21 protein-coding genes, 1 pseudogene and 1 riboswitch are annotated in these 19,563 nt (G+C 74.7%); of the genes and pseudogenes, 19 read left to right on the top strand and 3 right to left on the bottom strand.

All coding sequences use genetic code 11. From position 1 onward, the window contains the following. Nucleotides 1-11: 11 nt before the first annotated feature. The 4 genes from def to FE634_RS11660 are packed head-to-tail and all read left to right on the top strand — an operon-like array spanning nt 12 to nt 3,315. Nucleotides 12-557 (top strand): peptide deformylase, encoded by a 546-nt coding sequence (gene def, locus FE634_RS11675; protein WP_137295054.1) that lies wholly within the window; start codon nt 12-14, stop codon nt 555-557. After that, the gene (fmt, locus tag FE634_RS11670; RefSeq protein WP_148240615.1) at nt 557-1,489 is read left to right on the top strand and encodes a methionyl-tRNA formyltransferase; all 933 of its coding nucleotides are present in this window, start codon (nt 557-559) and stop codon (nt 1,487-1,489) included. The genes def and fmt overlap by 1 nt, the downstream gene beginning before the upstream one ends. Beyond that, entirely contained in the window at nt 1,482-1,913 is a 432-nt protein-coding gene (locus FE634_RS11665) for an MmcQ/YjbR family DNA-binding protein (RefSeq protein WP_222847573.1), read from the top strand. The genes fmt and FE634_RS11665 overlap by 8 nt, the downstream gene beginning before the upstream one ends. After that, nucleotides 1,906-3,315, top strand: coding sequence for an RsmB/NOP family class I SAM-dependent RNA methyltransferase (locus tag FE634_RS11660; protein ID WP_148240614.1), 1,410 nt, complete (start codon nt 1,906-1,908; stop codon nt 3,313-3,315). The genes FE634_RS11665 and FE634_RS11660 overlap by 8 nt, the downstream gene beginning before the upstream one ends. Nucleotides 3,316-3,326: 11 nt before the next feature. On the opposite strand, the gene FE634_RS11655 is transcribed toward FE634_RS11660, so the two are convergent. Next, nucleotides 3,327-4,049, bottom strand: a complete 723-nt coding sequence (locus tag FE634_RS11655) for an AAA family ATPase (protein ID WP_148240613.1) — start codon at nt 4,047-4,049, stop codon at nt 3,327-3,329. Between the two features lie 74 nt (nt 4,050-4,123). Here FE634_RS11655 and ligD point away from each other — a divergent pair, with 74 nt between their 5' ends. From ligD to FE634_RS11580, 15 genes and pseudogenes are all read left to right on the top strand, one after another. After that, complete coding sequence (gene ligD / locus FE634_RS11650; protein ID WP_138875959.1) at nt 4,124-5,119, top strand: non-homologous end-joining DNA ligase; 996 nt, start codon at nt 4,124-4,126, stop codon at nt 5,117-5,119. Beyond that, nucleotides 5,116-5,610, top strand: coding sequence for an AAA family ATPase (locus FE634_RS11645; protein ID WP_138875958.1), 495 nt, complete (start codon nt 5,116-5,118; stop codon nt 5,608-5,610). Before ligD ends, FE634_RS11645 begins: the two co-directional genes overlap by 4 nt. A 44-nt stretch (nt 5,611-5,654) precedes the next feature. After that, complete coding sequence (gene rpe, locus FE634_RS11640) at nt 5,655-6,338, top strand: ribulose-phosphate 3-epimerase (protein WP_138875957.1); 684 nt, start codon at nt 5,655-5,657, stop codon at nt 6,336-6,338. Continuing rightward, entirely contained in the window at nt 6,335-6,781 is a 447-nt protein-coding gene (locus tag FE634_RS11635) for a maleylpyruvate isomerase N-terminal domain-containing protein (protein WP_138875956.1), read from the top strand. Before rpe ends, FE634_RS11635 begins: the two co-directional genes overlap by 4 nt. 61 nt (nt 6,782-6,842) lie before the next feature. Continuing rightward, nucleotides 6,843-8,252: a 3' terminal RNA ribose 2'-O-methyltransferase Hen1 gene (locus FE634_RS11630; protein WP_148240612.1), complete on the top strand. Its 1,410-nt coding sequence runs from the start codon at nt 6,843-6,845 to the stop codon at nt 8,250-8,252. Next, nucleotides 8,245-10,827, top strand: coding sequence for a polynucleotide kinase-phosphatase (locus tag FE634_RS11625; RefSeq protein WP_148240611.1), 2,583 nt, complete (start codon nt 8,245-8,247; stop codon nt 10,825-10,827). Before FE634_RS11630 ends, FE634_RS11625 begins: the two co-directional genes overlap by 8 nt. A gap of 143 nt (nt 10,828-10,970) precedes the next feature. Then, the gene (locus tag FE634_RS11620) at nt 10,971-11,252 is read left to right on the top strand and encodes a hypothetical protein (RefSeq protein ID WP_148240610.1); all 282 of its coding nucleotides are present in this window, start codon (nt 10,971-10,973) and stop codon (nt 11,250-11,252) included. A gap of 18 nt (nt 11,253-11,270) precedes the next feature. Further along, nucleotides 11,271-11,400, top strand: a riboswitch (FMN riboswitch). Between the two features lie 84 nt (nt 11,401-11,484). Beyond that, entirely contained in the window at nt 11,485-12,558 is a 1,074-nt protein-coding gene (ribD, locus tag FE634_RS11615; RefSeq protein ID WP_262347396.1) for a bifunctional diaminohydroxyphosphoribosylaminopyrimidine deaminase/5-amino-6-(5-phosphoribosylamino)uracil reductase RibD, read from the top strand. Nucleotide 12,559: 1 nt separating this feature from the next. Further along, nucleotides 12,560-13,174: a riboflavin synthase gene (locus tag FE634_RS11610; RefSeq protein ID WP_148240609.1), complete on the top strand. Its 615-nt coding sequence runs from the start codon at nt 12,560-12,562 to the stop codon at nt 13,172-13,174. Further along, nucleotides 13,171-13,881: a nicotinamide mononucleotide transporter family protein gene (locus FE634_RS11605; protein WP_222847572.1), complete on the top strand. Its 711-nt coding sequence runs from the start codon at nt 13,171-13,173 to the stop codon at nt 13,879-13,881. Before FE634_RS11610 ends, FE634_RS11605 begins: the two co-directional genes overlap by 4 nt. Then, the gene (locus tag FE634_RS11600; protein WP_137295042.1) at nt 13,878-15,203 is read left to right on the top strand and encodes a bifunctional 3,4-dihydroxy-2-butanone-4-phosphate synthase/GTP cyclohydrolase II; all 1,326 of its coding nucleotides are present in this window, start codon (nt 13,878-13,880) and stop codon (nt 15,201-15,203) included. Before FE634_RS11605 ends, FE634_RS11600 begins: the two co-directional genes overlap by 4 nt. 90 nt (nt 15,204-15,293) lie before the next feature. After that, nucleotides 15,294-15,679, top strand: a pseudogene (gene ribH, locus FE634_RS11595) (6,7-dimethyl-8-ribityllumazine synthase). 11 nt (nt 15,680-15,690) lie between these two features. Beyond that, nucleotides 15,691-15,954 (top strand): phosphoribosyl-ATP diphosphatase, encoded by a 264-nt coding sequence (locus tag FE634_RS11590; RefSeq protein WP_137295041.1) that lies wholly within the window; start codon nt 15,691-15,693, stop codon nt 15,952-15,954. 10 nt (nt 15,955-15,964) lie between these two features. Then, nucleotides 15,965-16,822, top strand: coding sequence for an ATP phosphoribosyltransferase (gene hisG / locus FE634_RS11585; protein WP_137295040.1), 858 nt, complete (start codon nt 15,965-15,967; stop codon nt 16,820-16,822). Next, nucleotides 16,806-17,288: a PH domain-containing protein gene (locus FE634_RS11580; RefSeq protein WP_138875951.1), complete on the top strand. Its 483-nt coding sequence runs from the start codon at nt 16,806-16,808 to the stop codon at nt 17,286-17,288. The genes hisG and FE634_RS11580 overlap by 17 nt, the downstream gene beginning before the upstream one ends. Here FE634_RS11580 and FE634_RS11575 read toward each other — a convergent pair. After that, entirely contained in the window at nt 17,247-18,167 is a 921-nt protein-coding gene (locus tag FE634_RS11575; protein ID WP_138875950.1) for an aldose 1-epimerase family protein, read from the bottom strand. The two genes, FE634_RS11580 and FE634_RS11575, sit on opposite strands and share 42 nt — an antisense overlap. A gap of 12 nt (nt 18,168-18,179) precedes the next feature. Continuing rightward, nucleotides 18,180-19,544 (bottom strand): C39 family peptidase, encoded by a 1,365-nt coding sequence (locus FE634_RS11570; RefSeq protein ID WP_138875949.1) that lies wholly within the window; start codon nt 19,542-19,544, stop codon nt 18,180-18,182. Between the last annotated feature and the right edge of the window lie 19 nt (nt 19,545-19,563).

Raw genomic sequence — 19,563 nt, 5'->3', positions numbered from 1 at the left:
CAAGGAGTTCCGTGGCGATCCAGCCCATCCGGCTCTTCGGTGACCCGGTGCTGCGCCGTCCCGCGCTCGAGGTCGTCGACTTCGACAAGGAGCTGCGCACCCTGGTCGCCGACCTCACCGAGACGATGCTGGAGGCACCCGGCGCGGGCCTCGCGGCGCCGCAGATCGGCGTCGGCCTCCGGGTCTTCACGTGGAACGTCGACGGGGAGGTCGGGCACCTCGTCAACCCCGATCTGACGCTGTCGGAGGAGGTCCAGGACGGCGACGAGGGCTGCCTGTCGCTGCCGGGCCTGACCTACGACTGCCGCCGGGCCCTCTCGGTCGTCGCCCGCGGGTGGGACGTGCACGGCGAGCCGCTCGTCGTCGAGGGCTCCGAGCTGCTGGCCCGGGCCATCCAGCACGAGACCGACCACCTCGACGGCGTCCTGTTCATCGACCGGCTCGACACCGCGGCGCGCAAGGCCGCGATGAAGGAGATCCGGGAGTCGGAGTGGTTCGGCCTGGAGCGTCCGCAGGTCAAGGTCAGCCCGCACGCCACCCGAGGGCTGGGTCTCTGATGCGCGTCGTGTTCGCCGGCACGCCCGAGGTCGCCGTCCCGTCCCTCGACGCCATCGCCGCGTCCGCCCACGAGCTGGTCGGTGTCGTGACCCGCCCCGACGCGCCGTCGGGGCGCGGCCGCAAGCTCGTCGCGAGCCCGGTCGCCCAGCGGGCCGAGGCGCTCGGCGTCCCGGTGCTCAAGCCCGACCACCCCCGCGACCCGGAGTTCCAGGAGGCGCTGCGGGCCCTGGCGCCCGACTGCTGCCCGGTCGTGGCCTACGGCGCGCTGCTGCCGCAGTCGGCGCTCGACCTCGTGCCGCTCGGCTGGGTCAACCTGCACTTCTCCTGCCTGCCGGCCTGGCGCGGCGCGGCCCCCGTGCAGCACGCGGTGTGGGCCGGCGACGAGGTCACCGGGGCGACGACGTTCCGCATCGTCAAGGCGATGGACGCCGGTCCGACGTTCGGCGTCATGACCGAGCGGATCCTGCCCACCGACACCGCCGGCGACCTGCTCGGTCGCCTCGCCGAGGGCGGCGCGGGCCTGCTCGTCTCCACCCTCGACCACCTCGCCGCCGGCACCATCGAGGCCCGCGAGCAACCCGCCGACGGCGTCAGCCTCGCGCCCAAGATCACCGTCGAGGACGCCGAGGTCGACTGGTCCGAGCCGGCGGTCGCCGTCGACCGCCGGATCCGTGCCTGCACGCCGGCACCCGGCGGGTGGAGCACCCACGAGGGCGAGCGGATCAAGATCGGTCCCGTGCGCATCACCGACGTCGACCTGCCCGCCGGCGAGCTCGCGGTCAGCAAGCAGGAGGTGCTCGTCGGCACCGGCACCACCGCCGTCCGGCTCGGCGAGGTCAAGGCGTTCGGCAAGCGGCAGATGGCCGCGGCCGACTGGGCGCGCGGCGTCCGGCTGGCCTCGGGCGTCCGGTTCGGCGGCCCGCGTGCCTGACGGCTCGGGCGGGCGCCCGGCGACCCCCGACGACGTCGACGAGATCTGTGCGGCGCTGCCCGACACCGAGCTCGGCACGTCGTGGGGCGACATGCCGACCTGGAAGGTGCCGTCGGGCCCGCGGGGGAAGGGGTTCGTGATGTACCGGCGTCCGCACGCCTCCGCCGTCGACCCCGACACCGGTGAGCAGTACGACGACCTGGTGATCATCGTGACGCCGACCGAGGCGGAGAAGGCGGCGCTCGTCGACGACGCCGCGACGCCGTTCTTCACCATCGACCACTTCGACGGCTACGCCGCCGTGCTGGTCCAGCAGTCGCGGCTCGGCGAGCTCGGGCGCGACGAGCTCGCGGAGATCATCACCGACGCCTGGGCCACGCGCGCGCCGAAGCGGCTCGTGAAGGAGCACCTCGGCGATGGCTGAGCGCGCCGGCTCCACCCTCCGCCCGGGCGGCGGCCGCGTGCGAGGTCCCGTCGACGTGCCGCGGCTCGCGGCCTTCGAGGTGCTCAAGGCCGTGCGCGTCGACGACGCCTACGCCAACCTCGTGCTCCCGGCGGTGATCGCCCACTTCAATCTCGAGGCCCGCGACGCGGCGTTCACCACCGAGCTCGCCTCCGGCACCCTGCGCTGGCGCGGCACCTACGACGCCGTGCTGTCGGCCTGTGTCGACCGGCCGCTGAGCAAGGTCGAGGCCAAGGTGCTCGACGCCCTGCGGCTCGGCACGCACCAGCTGCTGGCCATGCGGGTGCCCACCCACGCCGCGATCAGCACCACCGTCGACCTCGTCCGGGCCACCGGCAACCAGGGCGCGGCCGGGTTCGCGAACGCCGTGCTGCGCAAGGTCGCCGCCCACGACCTCGACGCCTGGGTGGCGCGGGTCGCCCCCGACCCGACCAGCCTGCGCTACCCCGAGGTCGCCCTCAGCCACCCGGCCTGGGTGGTCGACGAGCTCCGCAAGGCCGTCGGCCCCGACCAGCTGCTCGCCCTGCTCGCCGCCGACAACGTCGCCCCGGAGGTCACCCTGGTGGCCCGCCCGGGCCGGGCCACGCGCGAGGAGCTGCCGGGCGAGCCGACGCCCTACTCGCCCTACGGCGTCACGCTCACCGGCGGCAGCCCCGCCGCCGTCCCCGCGGTCGCCGAGGGGCGCGCCGGCGTCCAGGACGAGGGCTCGCAGCTGGTGGCGCTGGCCCTGGCCCGCGCCGAGGTCCCCGCCGAGGGCTCCGACGGCGACGGCGGCCGCTGGGTCGACCTCTGCGCCGGTCCGGGCGGCAAGGCGGCCCTGCTGGCCGCGCTCGCCGCCGAGCGCGGCGCGTCCCTGCTCGCGGTCGAGCGGGCGCCGCACCGGGCCCGCCTGGTCGCCCGCTCGCTCGCCGACCTCCGCGGCACCGGCGGGTTCGCCGGGATCGTGGTCGCCGACGGACGTCGCCCCCCGCTGACGCCCGGCACCGCCGACCGGGTCCTGGTCGACGCCCCCTGCACCGGCCTGGGCGCCCTGCGACGCCGTCCCGAGTCGCGCTGGCGGCGTCGACCCGACGACCTGCTCGAGCTCGTGCTGCTCCAGCGCGCGCTGCTGGCCAGCGCGGTCGACCTGTTGCGCCCGGGCGGGGTCGTCGTCTACGCGACTTGCTCGCCGGTGCTCGCCGAGACCTCGGGCGTCGTCACCTCGTTGCTGGAGAACCGCTCCGACGTCGTCCTCGAGGACGTCGGAGCGCTGCTCCCGGAGGTGCCGGACGCCGCCGGCCCGCTGCCCGGCACGCTGCAGCTGTGGCCGCACCGGCACGGCACGGACGCCATGTTCGTGGCGCTGCTGCGCCGTTCCCCCTGAGCGGGGCTCCCTCAGTCGAGCACGTGCCGCAGGTAGCGCCCGGGCGAGTCGAGGTAGGCCCTCCAGTGGGTGACCAGCTCGAGGTCCTCCCACGACGCGGCGCGGTAGCCCCACTCGCCGACCTCGAGGATCCGTGCCCCCGGCAGTGAGGCCAGCACCGGGGAGTGGGTCGCGCAGAGCACCTGGGCGCCGGCCCGCTGGAGGTCGTGCAGCACGCCGATGAGGGCGAGGGTGGAGGAGAACGAGAGCGCGGCCTCGGGCTCGTCGAGGCAGTAGAACGCGGGGCCGTCGAACTTGGCCCGCAGCACGGCCAGGAACGACTCGCCGTGGCTCATCGCGTGGTAGTCGGGGTCGCGGGGCCCGCCGTGGTCGTCCATGTAGGTGTACCAGCCGTGCATCGTCTCGGCGCGCAGGAAGAAGCCCCACCGTGACGCCCCGACCCCGCGCTGGAGGCGCAGCGCCGAGGCCAGCGGGGACTCGGTCGCGCGCGTCGCGTGCCGGCTGTGGGTCGAGCCGCCCTCGCCGGACAGGCCGTAGGCCGCCGCCACCGCCTCGACCAGCGTCGACTTGCCGGAGCCGTTCTCCCCGACGAGGAACGTCACGCCCCTCGGCAGCTCGAGCCCCTCGCGGGCCAGCTGGTCGACGGCGGGGATCGTCATCGGCCAGGCCAGCGGGTCGACGTCCTCGGAGGTGCCGACGTCGATGCGCACCACCGGGGGCTGGTCGAGGTCCATGGCGCCGAGACTAGGGCGGCTCCCCGTGTCGCCGGCTCCGCCACGGGCCGCGAGCCGTGCCCTAGGTTGGACCGGTGGCATCGAAGTCCCCGTCCGTGGAGATCGAGGTCGACGACCGGGTCGTGCGGGTGAGCAACCCCGAGCGCGTCTACTTCCCCGAGTCGGGCGCGACCAAGCTCGACCTCGTCGAGTACTACCTGGCGGTCGGACCGGGCATCGTCAACGCCCTGTTCGAGCGGCCCTGCATGCTGCACCGGTTCCCGAAGGGGCTGGCCGGCGACAAGGTGCACCAGAAGCGGATCCCGCCCGGGGCGCCGCCGTGGGTCGAGACGGTGCGGCTCACCTTCCCGCGGTGGAACCGCACCGCCGACGAGCTGTGCGTCACCGAGCTGGCCAGCGTGGTCTGGGCGGTGCAGATGTCGACGGTGGAGTTCCACCCCTGGAACAGCCGGCGCGCGGACCCGGAGAAGCCCGACGAGTGGCGCATCGACCTCGACCCGGGCCCGCTCTCCGACTACGCCCAGGTCCGCCGGGTCGCCGCCGTCGCGCACGAGGTGCTCGACGAGCTCGGGGCCGTCGGCCACCCCAAGACCAGCGGCGGCTCCGGGCTGCACGTCTACGTCCGGATCCACCCGGACCACGACCACCGGACCGTGCGCCGGGCCGCGCTGGCCTTCGCCCGCGAGGTCGAGCGTCGCGCGCCCGACGACGTCACGACGACCTGGTGGCGCAAGGACCGCGACCCGCACCACCTCTTCGTCGACTACAACCAGAACGCCCGCGACCACACCATCGCGGCGGCCTACTCCGTGCGCGGACTCGCCGACGCCCGCGTCTCGGCGCCGGTGCGCTGGGACGAGATCGACGACGCCGACCCGCACGACTTCACCATCTTCACGATGCCGGAGCGCTTCGCCGCCCTCGGCGACCTGCACGCCGACATCGACGACCCCGGGCAGACCTTCGACATCGCCCCGCTGCTGGAGTGGGCCGAGCGCGACGAGGCGTCCGGCGCCCCCGTGCCCGACGAGCCCGACGACACCGGCGACACCGGCGGGGACGGCGGGTGAGCCGCCCGCGGCTGGTCCTGCTCAACGGCATGCCCGGCTCGGGCAAGTCGACCCTCGCGCGCCGCTACCTCGCCGAGCACCCCGGCGTCCTGTGCGTGGAGGACGCCGAGCTGCGCGGCTGGATCGGCGGCGACCCCGCCCACCACGCCGAGGCGGCGCGCCACCTGGGCCTGGCGCTCGCCTGCGCCCACCTCGAGGCGGGCTACGACGTCGTCGTCCCGCAGCTGGTGAGCAGGCTCGAGCTGGTCGCCGGCTGGGAGGACGTCGCCCGCGAGGCCGGCGCCGAGCTCGTCGAGGTCGTCCTGCACGGCGCGGTCGTCGAGTCCCGCGTGCCCGACGACGCCGTCGAGCACCTCGTCGAGCACGCCCACGGCCTCGCCGACGTGGTGGCCGCCCGGCCGCACGTCCACCGCCTCGTCACCCGCCACGGCGACGTCGACAGCGCGTACCGTGACCTGCTCGACGTCCTCGACCCCGACGTCCCCGCCTGAGGGAGGGGAGCGGTGCGCCGGACGGCGCCGTAGGGTTGCCTGCCGTGGGACACGTCCAGATCACGCCGAGCATCCTCAACGCCGACTTCGCCGCCCTCGGCGCCGAGGTCGCCCGGATCGGCAGCGCCGACTGGGTGCACGTCGACGTGATGGACAACCACTTCGTGCCGAACCTGACCTTCGGGCCGACCATGGTCGAGGCGCTGGCGCGCAGCACCAGCACCCCGCTCGACGCGCACCTGATGATCGCCGACGTCGACCGGCACGCACCGGCCTACGTCGAGGCGGGCTGCGGCTCGGTGACCTTCCACGTCGAGGCGGCGAGTGCGCCGGTGCGGCTGGCCCGCGAGATCCGCGCCCAGGGCGCCCGGGCCAGCATGGCGCTGCGGCCGGCGACCCCGGTCGAGCCCTACGAGGACCTGCTGCCCGAGCTCGACATGCTGCTGCTGATGACGGTTGAGCCTGGCTTCGGCGGCCAGAAGTTCCTCGACCTCGTGCTGCCGAAGATCCGCCGCGCCCGCGCGCTGGTCGAGAAGCACGGCCTCGAGACCTGGCTCCAGGTCGACGGCGGGGTCTCGCTGGAGACCATCGAGCGCTGCGCCGCGGCCGGCGCCGACGTCTTCGTCGCCGGCAGTGCCGTCTACTCCGCCGACGACCCCGACGCGATGGTCGCCGCCCTCCGCGAGCGCGCCGAGTCGGCCGTCCCGGCGGCGGGGGAGGCCCGGTGACCGCCTACGCCCGCGGCGCCGCGCTGTTCCGGGCCGCGACCGCCGACCTGTCCGCCCCCGAGCTGGTGCTCACGGTGCCCTCGTGCCCGGGCTGGACGATCTCGGACGTCGTCACCCACGTCGCCGACAACCACGCCGCCGTGCTGGCGCAGGCCGGCATCGTCTCCGACTCCGCCGACCTGCTCGCGACCTACGAGGAGCACCTGACCCGGCAGCCCCGGGCGCTGATCGACGCCCTCGAGCTGACCCTGCACGCCTGGGACGTCGCGCGGGCGCGCGGGATGCGCGCGGACCTCGACGACGTCGTCCTGGACTTCCTCACCGCCTTCGCCGTCGACGCCGGCGAGCAGCTCTACCTCGACGGCGCCTTCGACATGATCCTGGTCGGCGCCGAGGAGGACCGGCAGACGCGGGTGCTCGCCCTCTACGGCCGCGCCGCCTGAGGGAGGCCGGGGGCCGCCGAACTCGCGCGACGGGCGCCGTCGCGGCGGGCAGACTGTGCGGGTGCTGCTCACCGTCACGACCACCGCCAGGGACACCGGGCCGGCCCCGGGGCCGGCGACCGACCTCGGCCACCTGCTCCACAAGCACCCGGAGCGGGTCCAGCAGTTCGTGCAGTCCTTCGGCACCGCGACCGTCTTCTACCCCGAGGCCGACGACGCCCGCTGCACCGTGGCGGTGCTCCTCGAGATCGACCCGGTCCGCATGGCCCGCACCCGCGGGCGCGACAGCCCCGACTTCAGCCTCGGGCAGTACGTCAACGACCGGCCCTACGCGGCGTCGTCCCTGCTCGGCGTCGCGGTCGCCGACGTCTTCAGCACCGCCCGGGCGGGGCGCTGCGCGGCGCGCCAGGAGCTCGCCGACAGCCCGATCCCGCTCGAGGTCCGGATCCCGGTGCTGCCCTGCCGGGGCGGCCCCGACATCGCGCACCGGCTCTTCGAGCCGCTCGGCTGGGCCGTCACCGCGGTCCCGGTGCCCCTCGACCCGGCGTTCCCCGAGTGGGGCGACTCGCGCTACGTCGACCTGACGATCACCGGCCACCTGCGGCTCGCGGACGCCCTGAGCCAGCTGCACGTGCTGCTGCCGGTGCTCGACGAGGCCAAGCACTACTGGCAGGGCCCCGACGAGATCGACAAGCTGCTGCGCTCCGGGGGCGACTGGCTCACCCGCCACCCCGAGCGCGAGCTCGTCACCCGCCGCTACCTCGCCCGGACGACGCTCACCCGCGCCGCGCTGGCCCGGCTGGCCGAGCTCGACGACCGGCCCGACGGCGGCGTGCCCGACGACGGGCCGGTCCCCGACGCCGAGCCACGGCGGGCGCCGCTCGCCGCGCTGCGCCGCGACGCCGTCGTCCGCGCCCTGTTCGACGTCGGGGCCACGTCGGTCGTCGACCTCGGCTGCGGCGGCGGCGCCCTGCTCCGGGCGCTGGTCGAGGAGCACCGGTTCACGCGGATCGCGGGCGTCGACGTGTCGTCGCGCTCCCTCGAGCAGGCGGCCCGGGCGCTGCGCCTGGAGTCGATGAGCGAGCGCCAGGCCGAGCGGGTGACCCTGTTCCAGGGCGCGCTCACCTACGAGGACCCGCGGCTCGGCGGCTACGACGCCGCCGTCCTGATGGAGGTCGTCGAGCACGTCGACCCGTCGCGGCTCGCGGCGCTGGAGCACGTGGTGTTCGGTGCGGCCGCCCCGGCCGCCGTCGTGGTCACCACCCCGAACGCCGAGTACAACGTGCGCTACCCGGAGCTGACCGGGATGCGCCACCCCGACCACCGCTTCGAGTGGACCCGCGCCGAGCTGGCCGCCTGGTGCGAACGGGTGGCCGGCACCCACGGCTACACCGTCGAGCACCGGGGCGTCGGCGAGCCCGACGAGACCCTGGGCGCGCCGACCCAGCTGGCGGTGTTCACCCGTGGCTGAGGAGGGACGCCGGATCAACGTGCCCGAGGTGGGCCTCGTGCTGCTCGTCGGCATCTCCGGCAGCGGCAAGTCCACCTTCGCCGCCCGCCACTTCCTGCCCACGCAGGTCGTGTCGAGCGACGTGTGCCGCGGCCTGGTCGCCGACGACCCGAACGACCAGTCCGCGACGAAGGACGCCTTCGCGGTCCTGGGCTTCATCGTCGCCACCCGGCTGCGCCGCGGCCTGCTCACCGTCGTCGACGCGACCAACGTGCAGAAGGACGCCCGCGCCCAGCTGGTGCGGCTGGCCAAGGACCACGACGTCCTCGTCGACGCGGTGGTGCTCGACGTCCCCGAGGCCGAGGCGGTGCGCCGCAACGCCGCCCGGCCCGACCGCACGTTCGGCAGCCACGTCGTCACCCGCCAGCACCGCGACCTCCGGCGCTCGCTCAAGGGCCTGCGGCGCGAGGGGTTCCGGCGCGTCCACGTGCTCGACGGCGTCGAGGAGGTCGAGTCGGTCACCCTCGGCCGCGAGCGCTCGTGGAACGACCGGCGCGACCTCACCGGCCCCTTCGACGTGGTCGGCGACGTCCACGGCTGCGCCGGTGAGCTGCGGACCCTGCTGGCCACGCTGGGCTACGACGTCCGCGACGACGGGGCGCACCACCCCGACGGCCGCACGGCGGTGTTCGTCGGCGACCTCGTCGACCGCGGTCCCGACACCCCCGGCGTCCTGCGCCTGGTGATGGGGATGGTCGCGGCCGGCGACGCGCTGTGCGTCGCCGGCAACCACGAGGCCAAGCTGGTGCGCGCGCTCGAGGGCGCCGACGTGCAGGTCACCCACGGGCTGGGGGAGTCGCTCGAGCAGCTCGCCGCCGAGCCCGCCGACGTCCGCGCGGCGGCGCTGTCGTTCATGGACGGGCTGGTCAGCCACTACGTCCTCGACGGCGGCCGGCTGGTCGTCGCCCACGCCGGGCTCAAGGAGGCCTACCACGGTCGCTCGTCGGGCCGGGTCCGCAGCTTCGCGCTCTACGGCGACACGACCGGCGAGACCGACGAGCTCGGCCTCCCGGTGCGCTACCCGTGGGCCCAGGAGTACCGCGGGGCGGCCGCCGTCGTCTACGGCCACACGCCGGTGCCGAGCGCCGAGTGGGTCAACAACACGATCTGCCTCGACACCGGCGTCGTCTTCGGTGGCGCGCTGACGGCGCTGCGGTACCCCGAGCGCGAGCTCGTCGCCGTCCCGGCCGAGCGCGAGTGGTACGCCCCGGTGCGGCCGCTGGCCGCCGAGGGGGCCACCGGTGCGGAGACGCCGCGGGTGCCGGGCACGCTGCGCCTCGACGACGTCGCCGGCACCCGCTGGCTGGAGACCACCCGCGCCGGGCGCGTCAAGGTGCCCGAGGAGAACGCCGCCGCCGCGCTCGAGGTGATGAGCCGGTTCGCGGTCGACCCGCGCTGGCTGGTCCACCTGCCGCCCACGATGGCCCCGGCGCCGACGTCGTCGGTCGAGGGGTACCTCGAGCACCCCTCGGAGGCCTTCGCGGCCTACGCCCGTGCCGGCGTCACCCACGTCGTCTGCGAGGAGAAGCACATGGGGTCGCGCGCGATCGCCGTCGTGTGTCGCGACGCCGCCGTGGCCGCGCGCCGCTTCGGCCTCGACGACGGCACCTCCGGCGCGGTGCACACCCGCACCGGGCGCCCCTTCTTCCCCGACCGCGCCCAGCACGAGGCGCTGGTGGCGCGGGTCCGGGACGCCGTCGCGCCGCTGTTCGACGAGCTCGACACCGACTGGCTGGCGCTCGACGGCGAGCTGCTGCCCTGGTCGGCGAAGGCGCTCGGACTGATCCGCGACCAGTACGCCTCGGTCGGCGCCGCCGCCCGCACGGCGCTGCCGGTGGCCGGCGACCTGCTCGCCGCCGCGACCGCGCGGGGCCTCGACGACACCGCGACGGCCAGGCTGGCCGAGCTGGCGGGGCGCACGTCGCGCCGGCTCGACCACGCCCGGGCGTTCCGCGACGCCTACGCGCGCTACTGCGAGCCCGCCGCCGGCCACCCGGCCGACCCGGTCGAGCGCGTCCGCTTCGCGCCGTTCCAGGTGCTGGCCGCCGAGGGGCGCACCCTGGCCCTCGAGCAGCCGCACGCCTGGCACCTCGACGTGCTGGGGCGCCTGACCGGTGGCGCCGGCTCGTTCCTCACCCCGACGCGGAGCATCGCGGTCGACCTGGCCTCCGACGCCGACCGCGACGCCGCCACCCGCTGGTGGCTCGACCTCACCGACGCGCGGGGGACCGGCGGCGAGGGCATGGTCGTGAAGCCGGCCTCGATGCCTGGTCCCGAGGACCGGCGGGTGCAGCCCGGGCTCAAGGTGCGCGGCCGCGAGTACCTGCGGATCATCTACGGCCCCGACTACACCGACGCCCTCGACGTCCTGCGCCAGCGCAACCTGGGCCGCAAGCAGTCCCTCGCCCTGCGCGAGCACGGCCTCGGTGTCGACGCCCTCGCCGCGTTCGTCGCCGGCGAGCCGCTGTGGCGCGTGCACCAGCTCGCCTTCGCCGTGCTCGCGCTCGAGAGTGAGCCGGTCGACCCGCGGCTGTGAGCGGCCAGATCCGCGCAATTGCCGCGACTGGCTCGGTCGGGGACACGAAACCCGAGCAATCTGCGGCAATTGCGCGGATCTGGATGCCGCGTAACTCGCGTGGCTTAGTTGTCTAACCCGCCATCAACCACCAGACTCGTGCCATGGACGACGTCGAACGGGTCGGGGACGACCCGTGGGTCCGCGGGTGGCTGGTGGGTGGGGGCGTGCTGGCCGCGGTGACGGCGATCTCGGCGCTGCCGTGGCCGCTGTGGGTCGGCTGGGCCTACCTGGGCGTGCTCTGCCTGCTCGACGCGAACCGCCACGCCGGCCGCGCCGGCGACGCCGAGGACGACGCCGACCGGCGTCCCGGCCGCCGGGCCCGGCGTGAGGTGGCCCACACCGCCGAGGACCCGGGTGTGTGGCAAACTCGAGCCGACGAGTGAACAAAGCAGCATCTTCGCTCGCGTGCTCTGGGGTCGGTGCAATTCCGAGCCGGCGGTGACAGTCCGCGACCCGCTCACCTCCAGTGAGCGGTTGACCAGGTGGAACTCCTGGACCGACGGTGAAAGTCCGGATGGTAAGCGCACGCAGTGGTTCGCCGACGTCGCCCGAGCCTCGGGACCGTCCGCGACCGTCGTCCCCGGAGTCCGTGAGCCCGACCGGACCGGAGACGACATGGGCGACACCCGCGCGGCCGAGCACGCGGCGATGCGCCGCGCGCTGGTGCTGGCCGCGACGCCCGGCGTCCCGATGGTCGCCGACACCCGCCGGGTCGGGTGCGTCCTGCTCGACGACGCCGGCCGCACGGTCGCCGAGGGCCACCACCGCGGCCCCGGGACCCCGCACGCCGAGGCCGAGGCCCTGGCCCGGGCCGGGGCCGCGGCGCGCGGCACGACCGCGGTGGTGACCCTCGAGCCGTGCCACCACACCGGTCGCACCGGTCCCTGCACCGAGGCGCTCGTCCGCGCCGGCGTGCGCCGGGTCGTGTACGCCGAGGCCGACGCCAACCCGGTGGCCGCGGGCGGTCGCGCCGCGCTCGAGGCGGCCGGCATCGAGGTGGAGTCCGGGCTGCTCGCCGACGAGGCCGCCCGGCTGGCCGAGGTGTACCGGGTGGCCCTGCGCGAGCAGCGCCCGTTCGTCACCTGGAAGTTCGCCGCGACCCTCGACGGACGCAGCGCCGCCGCCGACGGCACCTCGCGCTGGGTCTCCGGCCGGGCCGCGCGGCTCGACACCCACCGCCTCCGCGCCCTGTGCGACACCATGCTGGTCGGCACCAACACCGTCGCCGTCGACGACCCGCTGCTCACCGTCCGCGACGAGGACGGCGTCGCGCTGGACGTGCAGCCCCTGCGCGCCGTCATGGGGGAGCGCGGCCTCGACCCGGCCCGCCGCGTGTTCAACGACGACGCCGAGACCGTCCACCTCCGCACCCGCGACCCCCACGTGGCGCTGGCCGACCTGGGCGCCCGCGGCCGCCAGCACGTGCTCCTGGAGGGCGGGCCGACGCTGGCCGCCGCCTTCCTGCGGGCCGGCCTGGTCGACGAGATCGTCGCCTACGTCGCGCCGGTGCTGCTCGGTGCCGGGCGGTCGGCCGTCGGCGACCTCGGAATCACCGGGATCGACCAGGCGTTCCGCCCGGTGGTCGCCGACGTCACCGTGCTGCCGGGGATCGACGGCGAGGAGCCGAACGTCCGCCTCACCCTCACCCCCCGTGCCCCGAGCACCCCCGCGCCACGAAGGAAGGACTGACATGTTCACCGGAATCGTCGAGGAGCTCGGCACCATCGAGGCCGTCGAGGACCAGGGCGACGCCATCCGCCTCACCGTGCGCGCCGCCACCGTGCTCGAGGACGCCGGCCTCGGCGACTCGATCTCGGTCAACGGCTGCTGCCTGACCATCGCCGAGCGCACCGACACCACGTGGACCGCCGACGTCATGCAGGAGACGCTCGACAAGACGTCGCTGCACGGCGTCCGCCCCGGGGACCAGGTCAACCTCGAGCGCGCCGTCACCGCCGAGAAGCGGCTCGGCGGCCACATCGTGCAGGGCCACGTCGACGGCGTCGGCGAGGTCCTGTCCCGCACGCCCAGCGAGCACTGGGAGGTCGTCGAGGTCTCACTGCCCGCCGACCTGGGTCGCTACCTCGTCGACAAGGGGTGGATCGCCGTCGACGGCATCAGCCTGACCGTGGTCGAGGCCGGCACCGACCGGTTCACCGTCAGCCTGATCCCCGAGACCCTCGCCCGCACGACGCTCGGCACGCGGCAGCCGGGCGACCGGGTCAACCTCGAGGTCGACGTCCTCGCCAAGCACGTCGAGCGGCTGCTCGCCTGGCGCGACACCGCGGGGACGGTGACCCCGTGAGCCCGCTCGAGTGGCTGCTGCACGGCACGATCCCGGTCGGTGACGGCGCCCTCGCCGTGCGCGAGGTCGTCGGCAACGGCTTCGGCCTGGCCAGCGCGCTGCTGGGGATGCGCCGGCTGATCTGGGCCTGGCCGGTCGGCCTGGTCGGCAACGTCCTGCTCTTCACCGTCTTCGTCTCCGGCGAGCTCGGCGGGGTCGCCGGCGAGCCGCTGTGGGGCCAGGCCGGCCGCCAGGTGTTCTTCGCGGCGGTGAGCATCTACGGCTGGCGCCGCTGGTCGGCGGCGCGCCGCGAGGGCGGGGCCAGCGACGGCGGGGCGGTGGCGCCCCGGTGGGCCACCGGCACCGAGCGGCTCGGCCTGCTCGCCCTGGGCGTCGTCGGGTACGCCGTGGCCTACGTGGCGCTCCAGCGGATCGGCTCGTGGGGGGTGGCGACCGAGGCGTGGATCCTGGCCGGCTCGATGCTGGCCACCTACGGCATGGCCCGCGGGCTGACCGAGTTCTGGGTGGTCTGGCTGCTCGTCGACGTCGTCGGCGTGACCAGCCTGGTCCGGGCCGGCTACTACCCGACCGCCGGCATGTACCTGTTCTACGCGGTGTTCGTGGTTGCCGGCCTCGTCACCTGGTGGCGCGTCGGACGACGGGTCGAGCCCGTCGCCGCCTCCGTCGACAACCACGGGGGCCACCCCCGAAAAGGAGCACTCACGTGAGCACCCCGACCACCGGCCCGACCACCGGCCCGACCAGCGGCCCGGCCGTCCGGCTCGACAGCGTCGAGCGGGCGATCGCCGACATCGCGGCCGGAAAGGCCGTCGTCGTCGTCGACGACGAGACCCGCGAGAACGAGGGCGACCTCATCTTCGCCGCCAGCAAGGCGACGCCGGAGCTGATGGCGTTCACGATCCGGCACTCCAGCGGCGTGATCTGCGTGCCGATGCCGGGCCCGATGCTCGACCGGCTCGAGATCCCGCTGATGACGCCGCACAACAAGGACAAGCTGCGCACCGCCTACACGATCTCGGTCGACGCCCGCGACGGGGTCAGCACCGGCATCAGCGCCGCCGACCGCGCCCACACCGCGCGGGTGCTCGCCGACTCGGCGACCGAGCCGTGGGAGCTCACCCGGCCCGGGCACGTCTTCCCGCTGCGCTACCGCGACGGCGGCGTGCTGAACCGGCGCGGGCACACCGAGGCCGCCGTCGACCTCGCCACCCTGGCCGGGCTGACCCCCGCCGGCGTCCTGGTCGAGGTCGTCAACGACGACGGCACGATGAAGCGGGCCCCCGAGCTGCGCGAGTTCGCCGACGAGCACGGGCTGGCGATGATCTCCATCGAGGACCTCGTCCGCTACCGCCGGCGCCACGAGAACCTCGTCGAGCGGGTCGCCGAGACCCGGCTGCCGACCCGCTTCGGCGACTTCACCGCCTACGGCTACCGCGTCAGCACCGACGGCTCCGAGCACATCGCGCTGGTCTACGGCACCGACGGCGCCGACTCGCTCACCGGACCCGAGCCGGTGCTGACCCGCGTGCACTCCGAGTGCCTCACCGGCGACGTCTTCGGCAGCAGCCGCTGCGACTGCGGGCCGCAGCTCGACGAGGCGCTGGAGCGGATCGTCGAGGAGGGCCGCGGCGTGGTCGTCTACCTGCGCGGCCACGAGGGCCGGGGGATCGGGCTGGTCGCCAAGCTGCAGGCCTACCAGCTCCAGGACGGCGGCCGCGACACCGTCGACGCCAACCTCGACCTCGGGCTCCCGGCCGACGCGCGCCACTACGGCACGGCCACGCAGGTCCTCAAGGACCTCAAGATCGAGTCGGTGCGGCTGCTGACCAACAACCCCGACAAGGTCGAGAACCTCGAGCTGTACGGCGTCCCGGTCGCCGAGCGGGTCCCGCTCACGCCGCACCCCAACGACCACAACATCGCCTACCTGCTGACCAAGCGCGACCGGATGGGCCACCACCTGCCCGACCTGGGCATCCCCGGTCTCGACGGACCCGACCCGCTCGACCCGATGGAAGGAAACCTCTGATGGCCGGACACGGGAGCACCCCTCGACGAGCCGTTCGACGGCCACGACCTGCGCGTCGCCGTCGTCGCGGCCAGCTGGCACACCGTCGTCATGGACGGCCTGCTCGCCGGCACCCGCCGGGCGCTGGCCGACCACCGGGTCGAGGACTCCGTCGTGGTCCGCGTCCCCGGTACGTTCGAGCTGCCGGTCGCCGCCGCGGCGCTGGCCGCCCGGGGCTACGACGCCGTCGTGGCCCTCGGCGTCGTCATCCCGGCACCCCGCACTTCGAGTACGTCTGCACCGCCGCCACCGACGGCCTGGGCCGGGTCGCCCTCGACCACCAGGTGCCCGTCGGCTTCGGCGTCCTGACCTGCGACACCGAGCAGCAGGCGCTGGACCGTGCCGGGCTCGAGGGCTCGGTGGAGGACAAGGGCTACGAGGCGACGTCGGCGGCCCTCGCCACCGCCCGTGTGCTGCGCGGGATCGGCCGCCCGTAGGCTGACCTCCCGTGAAGACGTTCGACGGGCTGTTTGCCGAGCTGACCGAGAAGGCCCGCACGCGACCCGAGGGGTCCGGCACCGTCGCCGAGCTCGACGCCGGCGTCCACGCCATCGGCAAGAAGCTGGTCGAGGAGGCCGCCGAGTCCTGGATGGCCGCCGAGCACGAGGGCAGGGAGCGCACGGCCGAGGAGATCAGCCAGCTGCTCTACCACGCCCAGGTGCTGATGATCGCCAGCGGCATCTCGCTCCAGGACGTCTACGCCCACCTGTGACAGGAACCCCATGACCCTCAAGATCGCCATCCCCAACAAGGGGTCGCTGGCGACCGCCGCCGCCGACATCCTGCGTGAGTCGGGCTACCGGCAGCGCGACGACAGCAAGCAGCTGACGCTCTCCGACCCCGAGAACGGCGTCGAGTTCTTCTACCTGCGCCCCCGCGACATCGCGCTGTACGTCGGCGAGGGCACCCTCGACGTCGGCATCACCGGCCGCGACCTGCTCCGCGACTCCGGCGCCCAGGCGCAGGAGGCACTCACCCTCGGCTTCGGGCGCAGCACCTTCCGCTTCGCCGGGCCGCAGGGCCGCTTCACCGACCTCGAGCAGCTCGCCGGCACGCGGATCGCCACCTCCTACGTCGGCGTGGTGCAGGCCTTCCTCGACGAGCGGGGCCTCGAGGCCACGGTGACGCGGCTCGACGGCGCGGTCGAGTCGAGCATCCAGCTCGGGGTGGCCGACGTGATCGCCGACGTCGTCGAGACCGGGTCGACGCTGCGCCAGGCCGGGCTGGAGACCTTCGGCGAGCCGATCCTGCAGTCCGAGGCGGTGCTGATCACCCGCGCCGGCGCCGACGGGACCGCGCTGCCGGAGGGGTTCCAGGTCTTCCGGCGCCGGGTCGAGGGCGTCCTGGTCGCGCGCAGCTACGTGATGATGGACTACGACGTCGCCGAGGCCGACCTCGAGGCGGCGATGCGGCTCACCCCCGGCATCGAGAGCCCGACGATCGCCCCGCTCAGCCGGGACGGCTGGTTCGCGGTCCGCGCCATGGTGCCCCGCGACGGCTCCCAGCGGCTGATGGACGAGCTCTACGACCTCGGCGCCCGCGGCATCCTGCTCACCGACATCCATGCCTGCCGGCTCTGAGCAGCCGGGGGCCGCCGGCCTCCCGGCGCTCCCCGTGACCTGGCGCCCCCTCGGCCCCCGCATCGCGGGGATCGCCGGTGGCGGCTCGCTGTTCGTCATCACCGCGCTGCTGTGGTTCGTCGGGTTCGACCAGGAGACCCGCGACGCGGTCACCTGGCTGCAGCGCGGCACGGTGATCGCGATGTACCTGCTCGGCTTCGCCTGCCTCTACGCGCTGGCCCGCTGCCGGGCCGAGGCGCGCGAGGAGGGCCTGGTCGTGGTCAACGGCTACCGCCGACGGGTCTACGCCTGGGCCGAGATCGTCGCGGTCCGGCTCAACCCGGGCGCGCCCTGGGCCGTGCTCGACCTGGCCGACGGCACCACCGCGTCGGTGATGGGCATCCAGGGCTCCGACGGCGCCCGGGCCCGGCAGGCCGTGCGCCAGCTACGACTCCTCGTCGACCGCGCGGATCCCCCACGTCACTGAGACGTCGCCGCCCGGCTCGAGGGTGAGCAGGTCGTCGCCGCTGCGGAACGCGTCGGCGTTCGCGGTCATCGGCTCGACGGCCATCGAGCGCCGCGCGGTCGCGGGCACGTCGTCGGCGGTGTAGAGCTGGAACCACCGGACGCCGGCGTCGGCCCACAGCGCGACCCCGCGACCGGTCGCCGGGTCGCGCAGGACGACGGTGGCCTCGCCGCGCCCGTCGCGCTCGAGGTCGGTGAAGGCGGTGTTCAGCTCGAGGTCGCCCAGCCGGCGCGGCGTCCGGAAGTCGTGGGCGGTGCCCCCCACCGGCTCGCGGCCGACCGGGATCAGCGCGTCGTCGGTGACCGACCGGGTGGCCGCGGGCAGCGCCAGCTCCCAGTCGTCGACCGGTCCGTCGCCGACGGTGAGGTAGGGGTGCGCGCCCGAGGCGTACGGCGCCGGGGTGGCGGCCAGGTTCGTGGCCGACTGGGTGACGGTGAGCCCGTCGGCGGACAGGTCGTGGACGACGTGCAGGTCGAGGGTCCACGGGTACCCCGACTGCGCCATCAGCCGGTAGCGCAGCGTCACCGACGACGCCGTGTGCTCCTCGAGGCTCCACGCCACCCAGCGTGCGAGCCCGTGTGAGGCGTGGTGCCGCTTCGGCTCGGTGAGCGGCAGCTGGAGGTCGTGGCCGCCGAAGGAGTAGCGCCCGTCGCGGATCCGGTTGGGCCACGGCACCAGCAGCTGACCGCGGCCGCCGGAGGACATCTCGTCCTCGCCGAACCCGTCGACGAGCGCCCGGCCGTCGTGGGTCAGGGAGCGCAGCGCGCCACCGCTCTCGGTGACCACCGCGTGGTAGCCGCCGGCCGAGATCGCGTACTGGTCACCGCTGGGAGGAAGCACGGCACCAGGCTCTCACCAGTTGGGGGTCCGCCCCGGGACGGTCCGCGGCAGCCGCGTGCCGGGCGCGGTGTAGACGTAGGACACGCCGCCGGTGGAGCCCTGCCAGACCTTCTCGAAGTTCTCGCGGGTGTAGACGTTGCGGACCTCCTCGTTGCTGCTCGAGGCCGGGTCGTTGAGGATCGGGTCGCCGCCGGCGGTGAAGCCCACGATGACCATCAGGTGCCCGTTGGTGGCGTAGCCGGCCTCCGGCATCTCCTCGAGGTCCCACGACAGCGACGTGATGACCGGGATCCCGGCGGCGACGAACCGCTCGGCCTCGGCCAGGGAGCGGAGCCGGGTCACGAAGGCGTCGAGGCCGTGGCTGTGGGCGTAGGCGGCGTTGAACGGCCAGTTGCCGGCGCCCTCGTAGGTGTGGTCCCAGGTGTGGAGGGCGGCGTGGGGCACCTGCGGGTCGCCGTTCGGGGCGACGATGCCGGCGAGGTCGCGCGCGCTCGGGGCGAAGCGGCGTCCCCACCACCGCATCACCATCGAGGACGACGTGGGGGAGCACCAGACCTGGCCGCCGCCGCCGTACTCGGGGTACTCGCCGCGGTGGATGTTCTGCGAGTACCGCGGCACCCGCAGCTCGACGTGGCGTCCCAGGGTGAACTCGCTAGTCGGCGGGGCCTCGGCGGGCACCAGCTCGCTGGTCATCGTCGTGACGCCCTCGAGGCTGGGCCTGGTGCGGGCGCCCACCGGGCGCAGCAGCGTGACCCGCGTCTGGAAGGCCACCGGCTCCCGGCCGGTCCTGCTGGAGAAGGTGTCGGTGTAGACCGTGCCGTCGTCGTCGCGCTGGCCGTCGAGCGAGGTGCGGTGGATGTCGCCGGCCGCGAAGTCCATCCCGGAGGTCCAGCGGCCCAGGACGTACCACCTGGTCCAGCTGCCGTCGGTGTGCCGGCCCCGGAACGACGTCTCGACCCAGGTGCCGGTCGGCGTGGTGGCGTTCCACGACGAGATCGCCTCGTCGGTGCTGTAGCCGAGGGGGACCACGGGCGAGGTCCAGGTGCCGGCCTCGTACACGCGGCCGGTCCCGTCGCCGTGCGGGTCGACGTAGGGCACCTCGGCGAGGGTGCGGACCCGGTCGAGCTCGAGCCGGCCGCCCCGGACCCGCAGCCCGTCGAGCTCGCCGGCGCGGAAGTCGCGGCCGTCGTCCCAGCGCGTGAGGGTGGCGTCGAAGCCGTCGGTGGCGGACGGCGGGCCGCCCCGGTCGGCCGCGACAGCCGGTGCGACGGCCCGGGCGGCGGGCACGGCGGTGAGGCCGGTGAGCGCGGTGGCAGCGAGGGCACCGGCGGTCACGAGGACCCGCGCGGTGCGGCGGTGGTGGACGGGCAGGGTCATGGGTCGTCTCCCGAGATGG

It is taken from the genome of Nocardioides sp. S-1144, from assembly GCF_005954645.2.
Classification (GTDB): Bacteria; Actinomycetota; Actinomycetes; order Propionibacteriales; family Nocardioidaceae; genus Nocardioides; species Nocardioides dongxiaopingii.
Note: the sequence above shows the minus strand (reverse complement) of the source record. Positions and strands in the feature narration are given on the sequence as shown.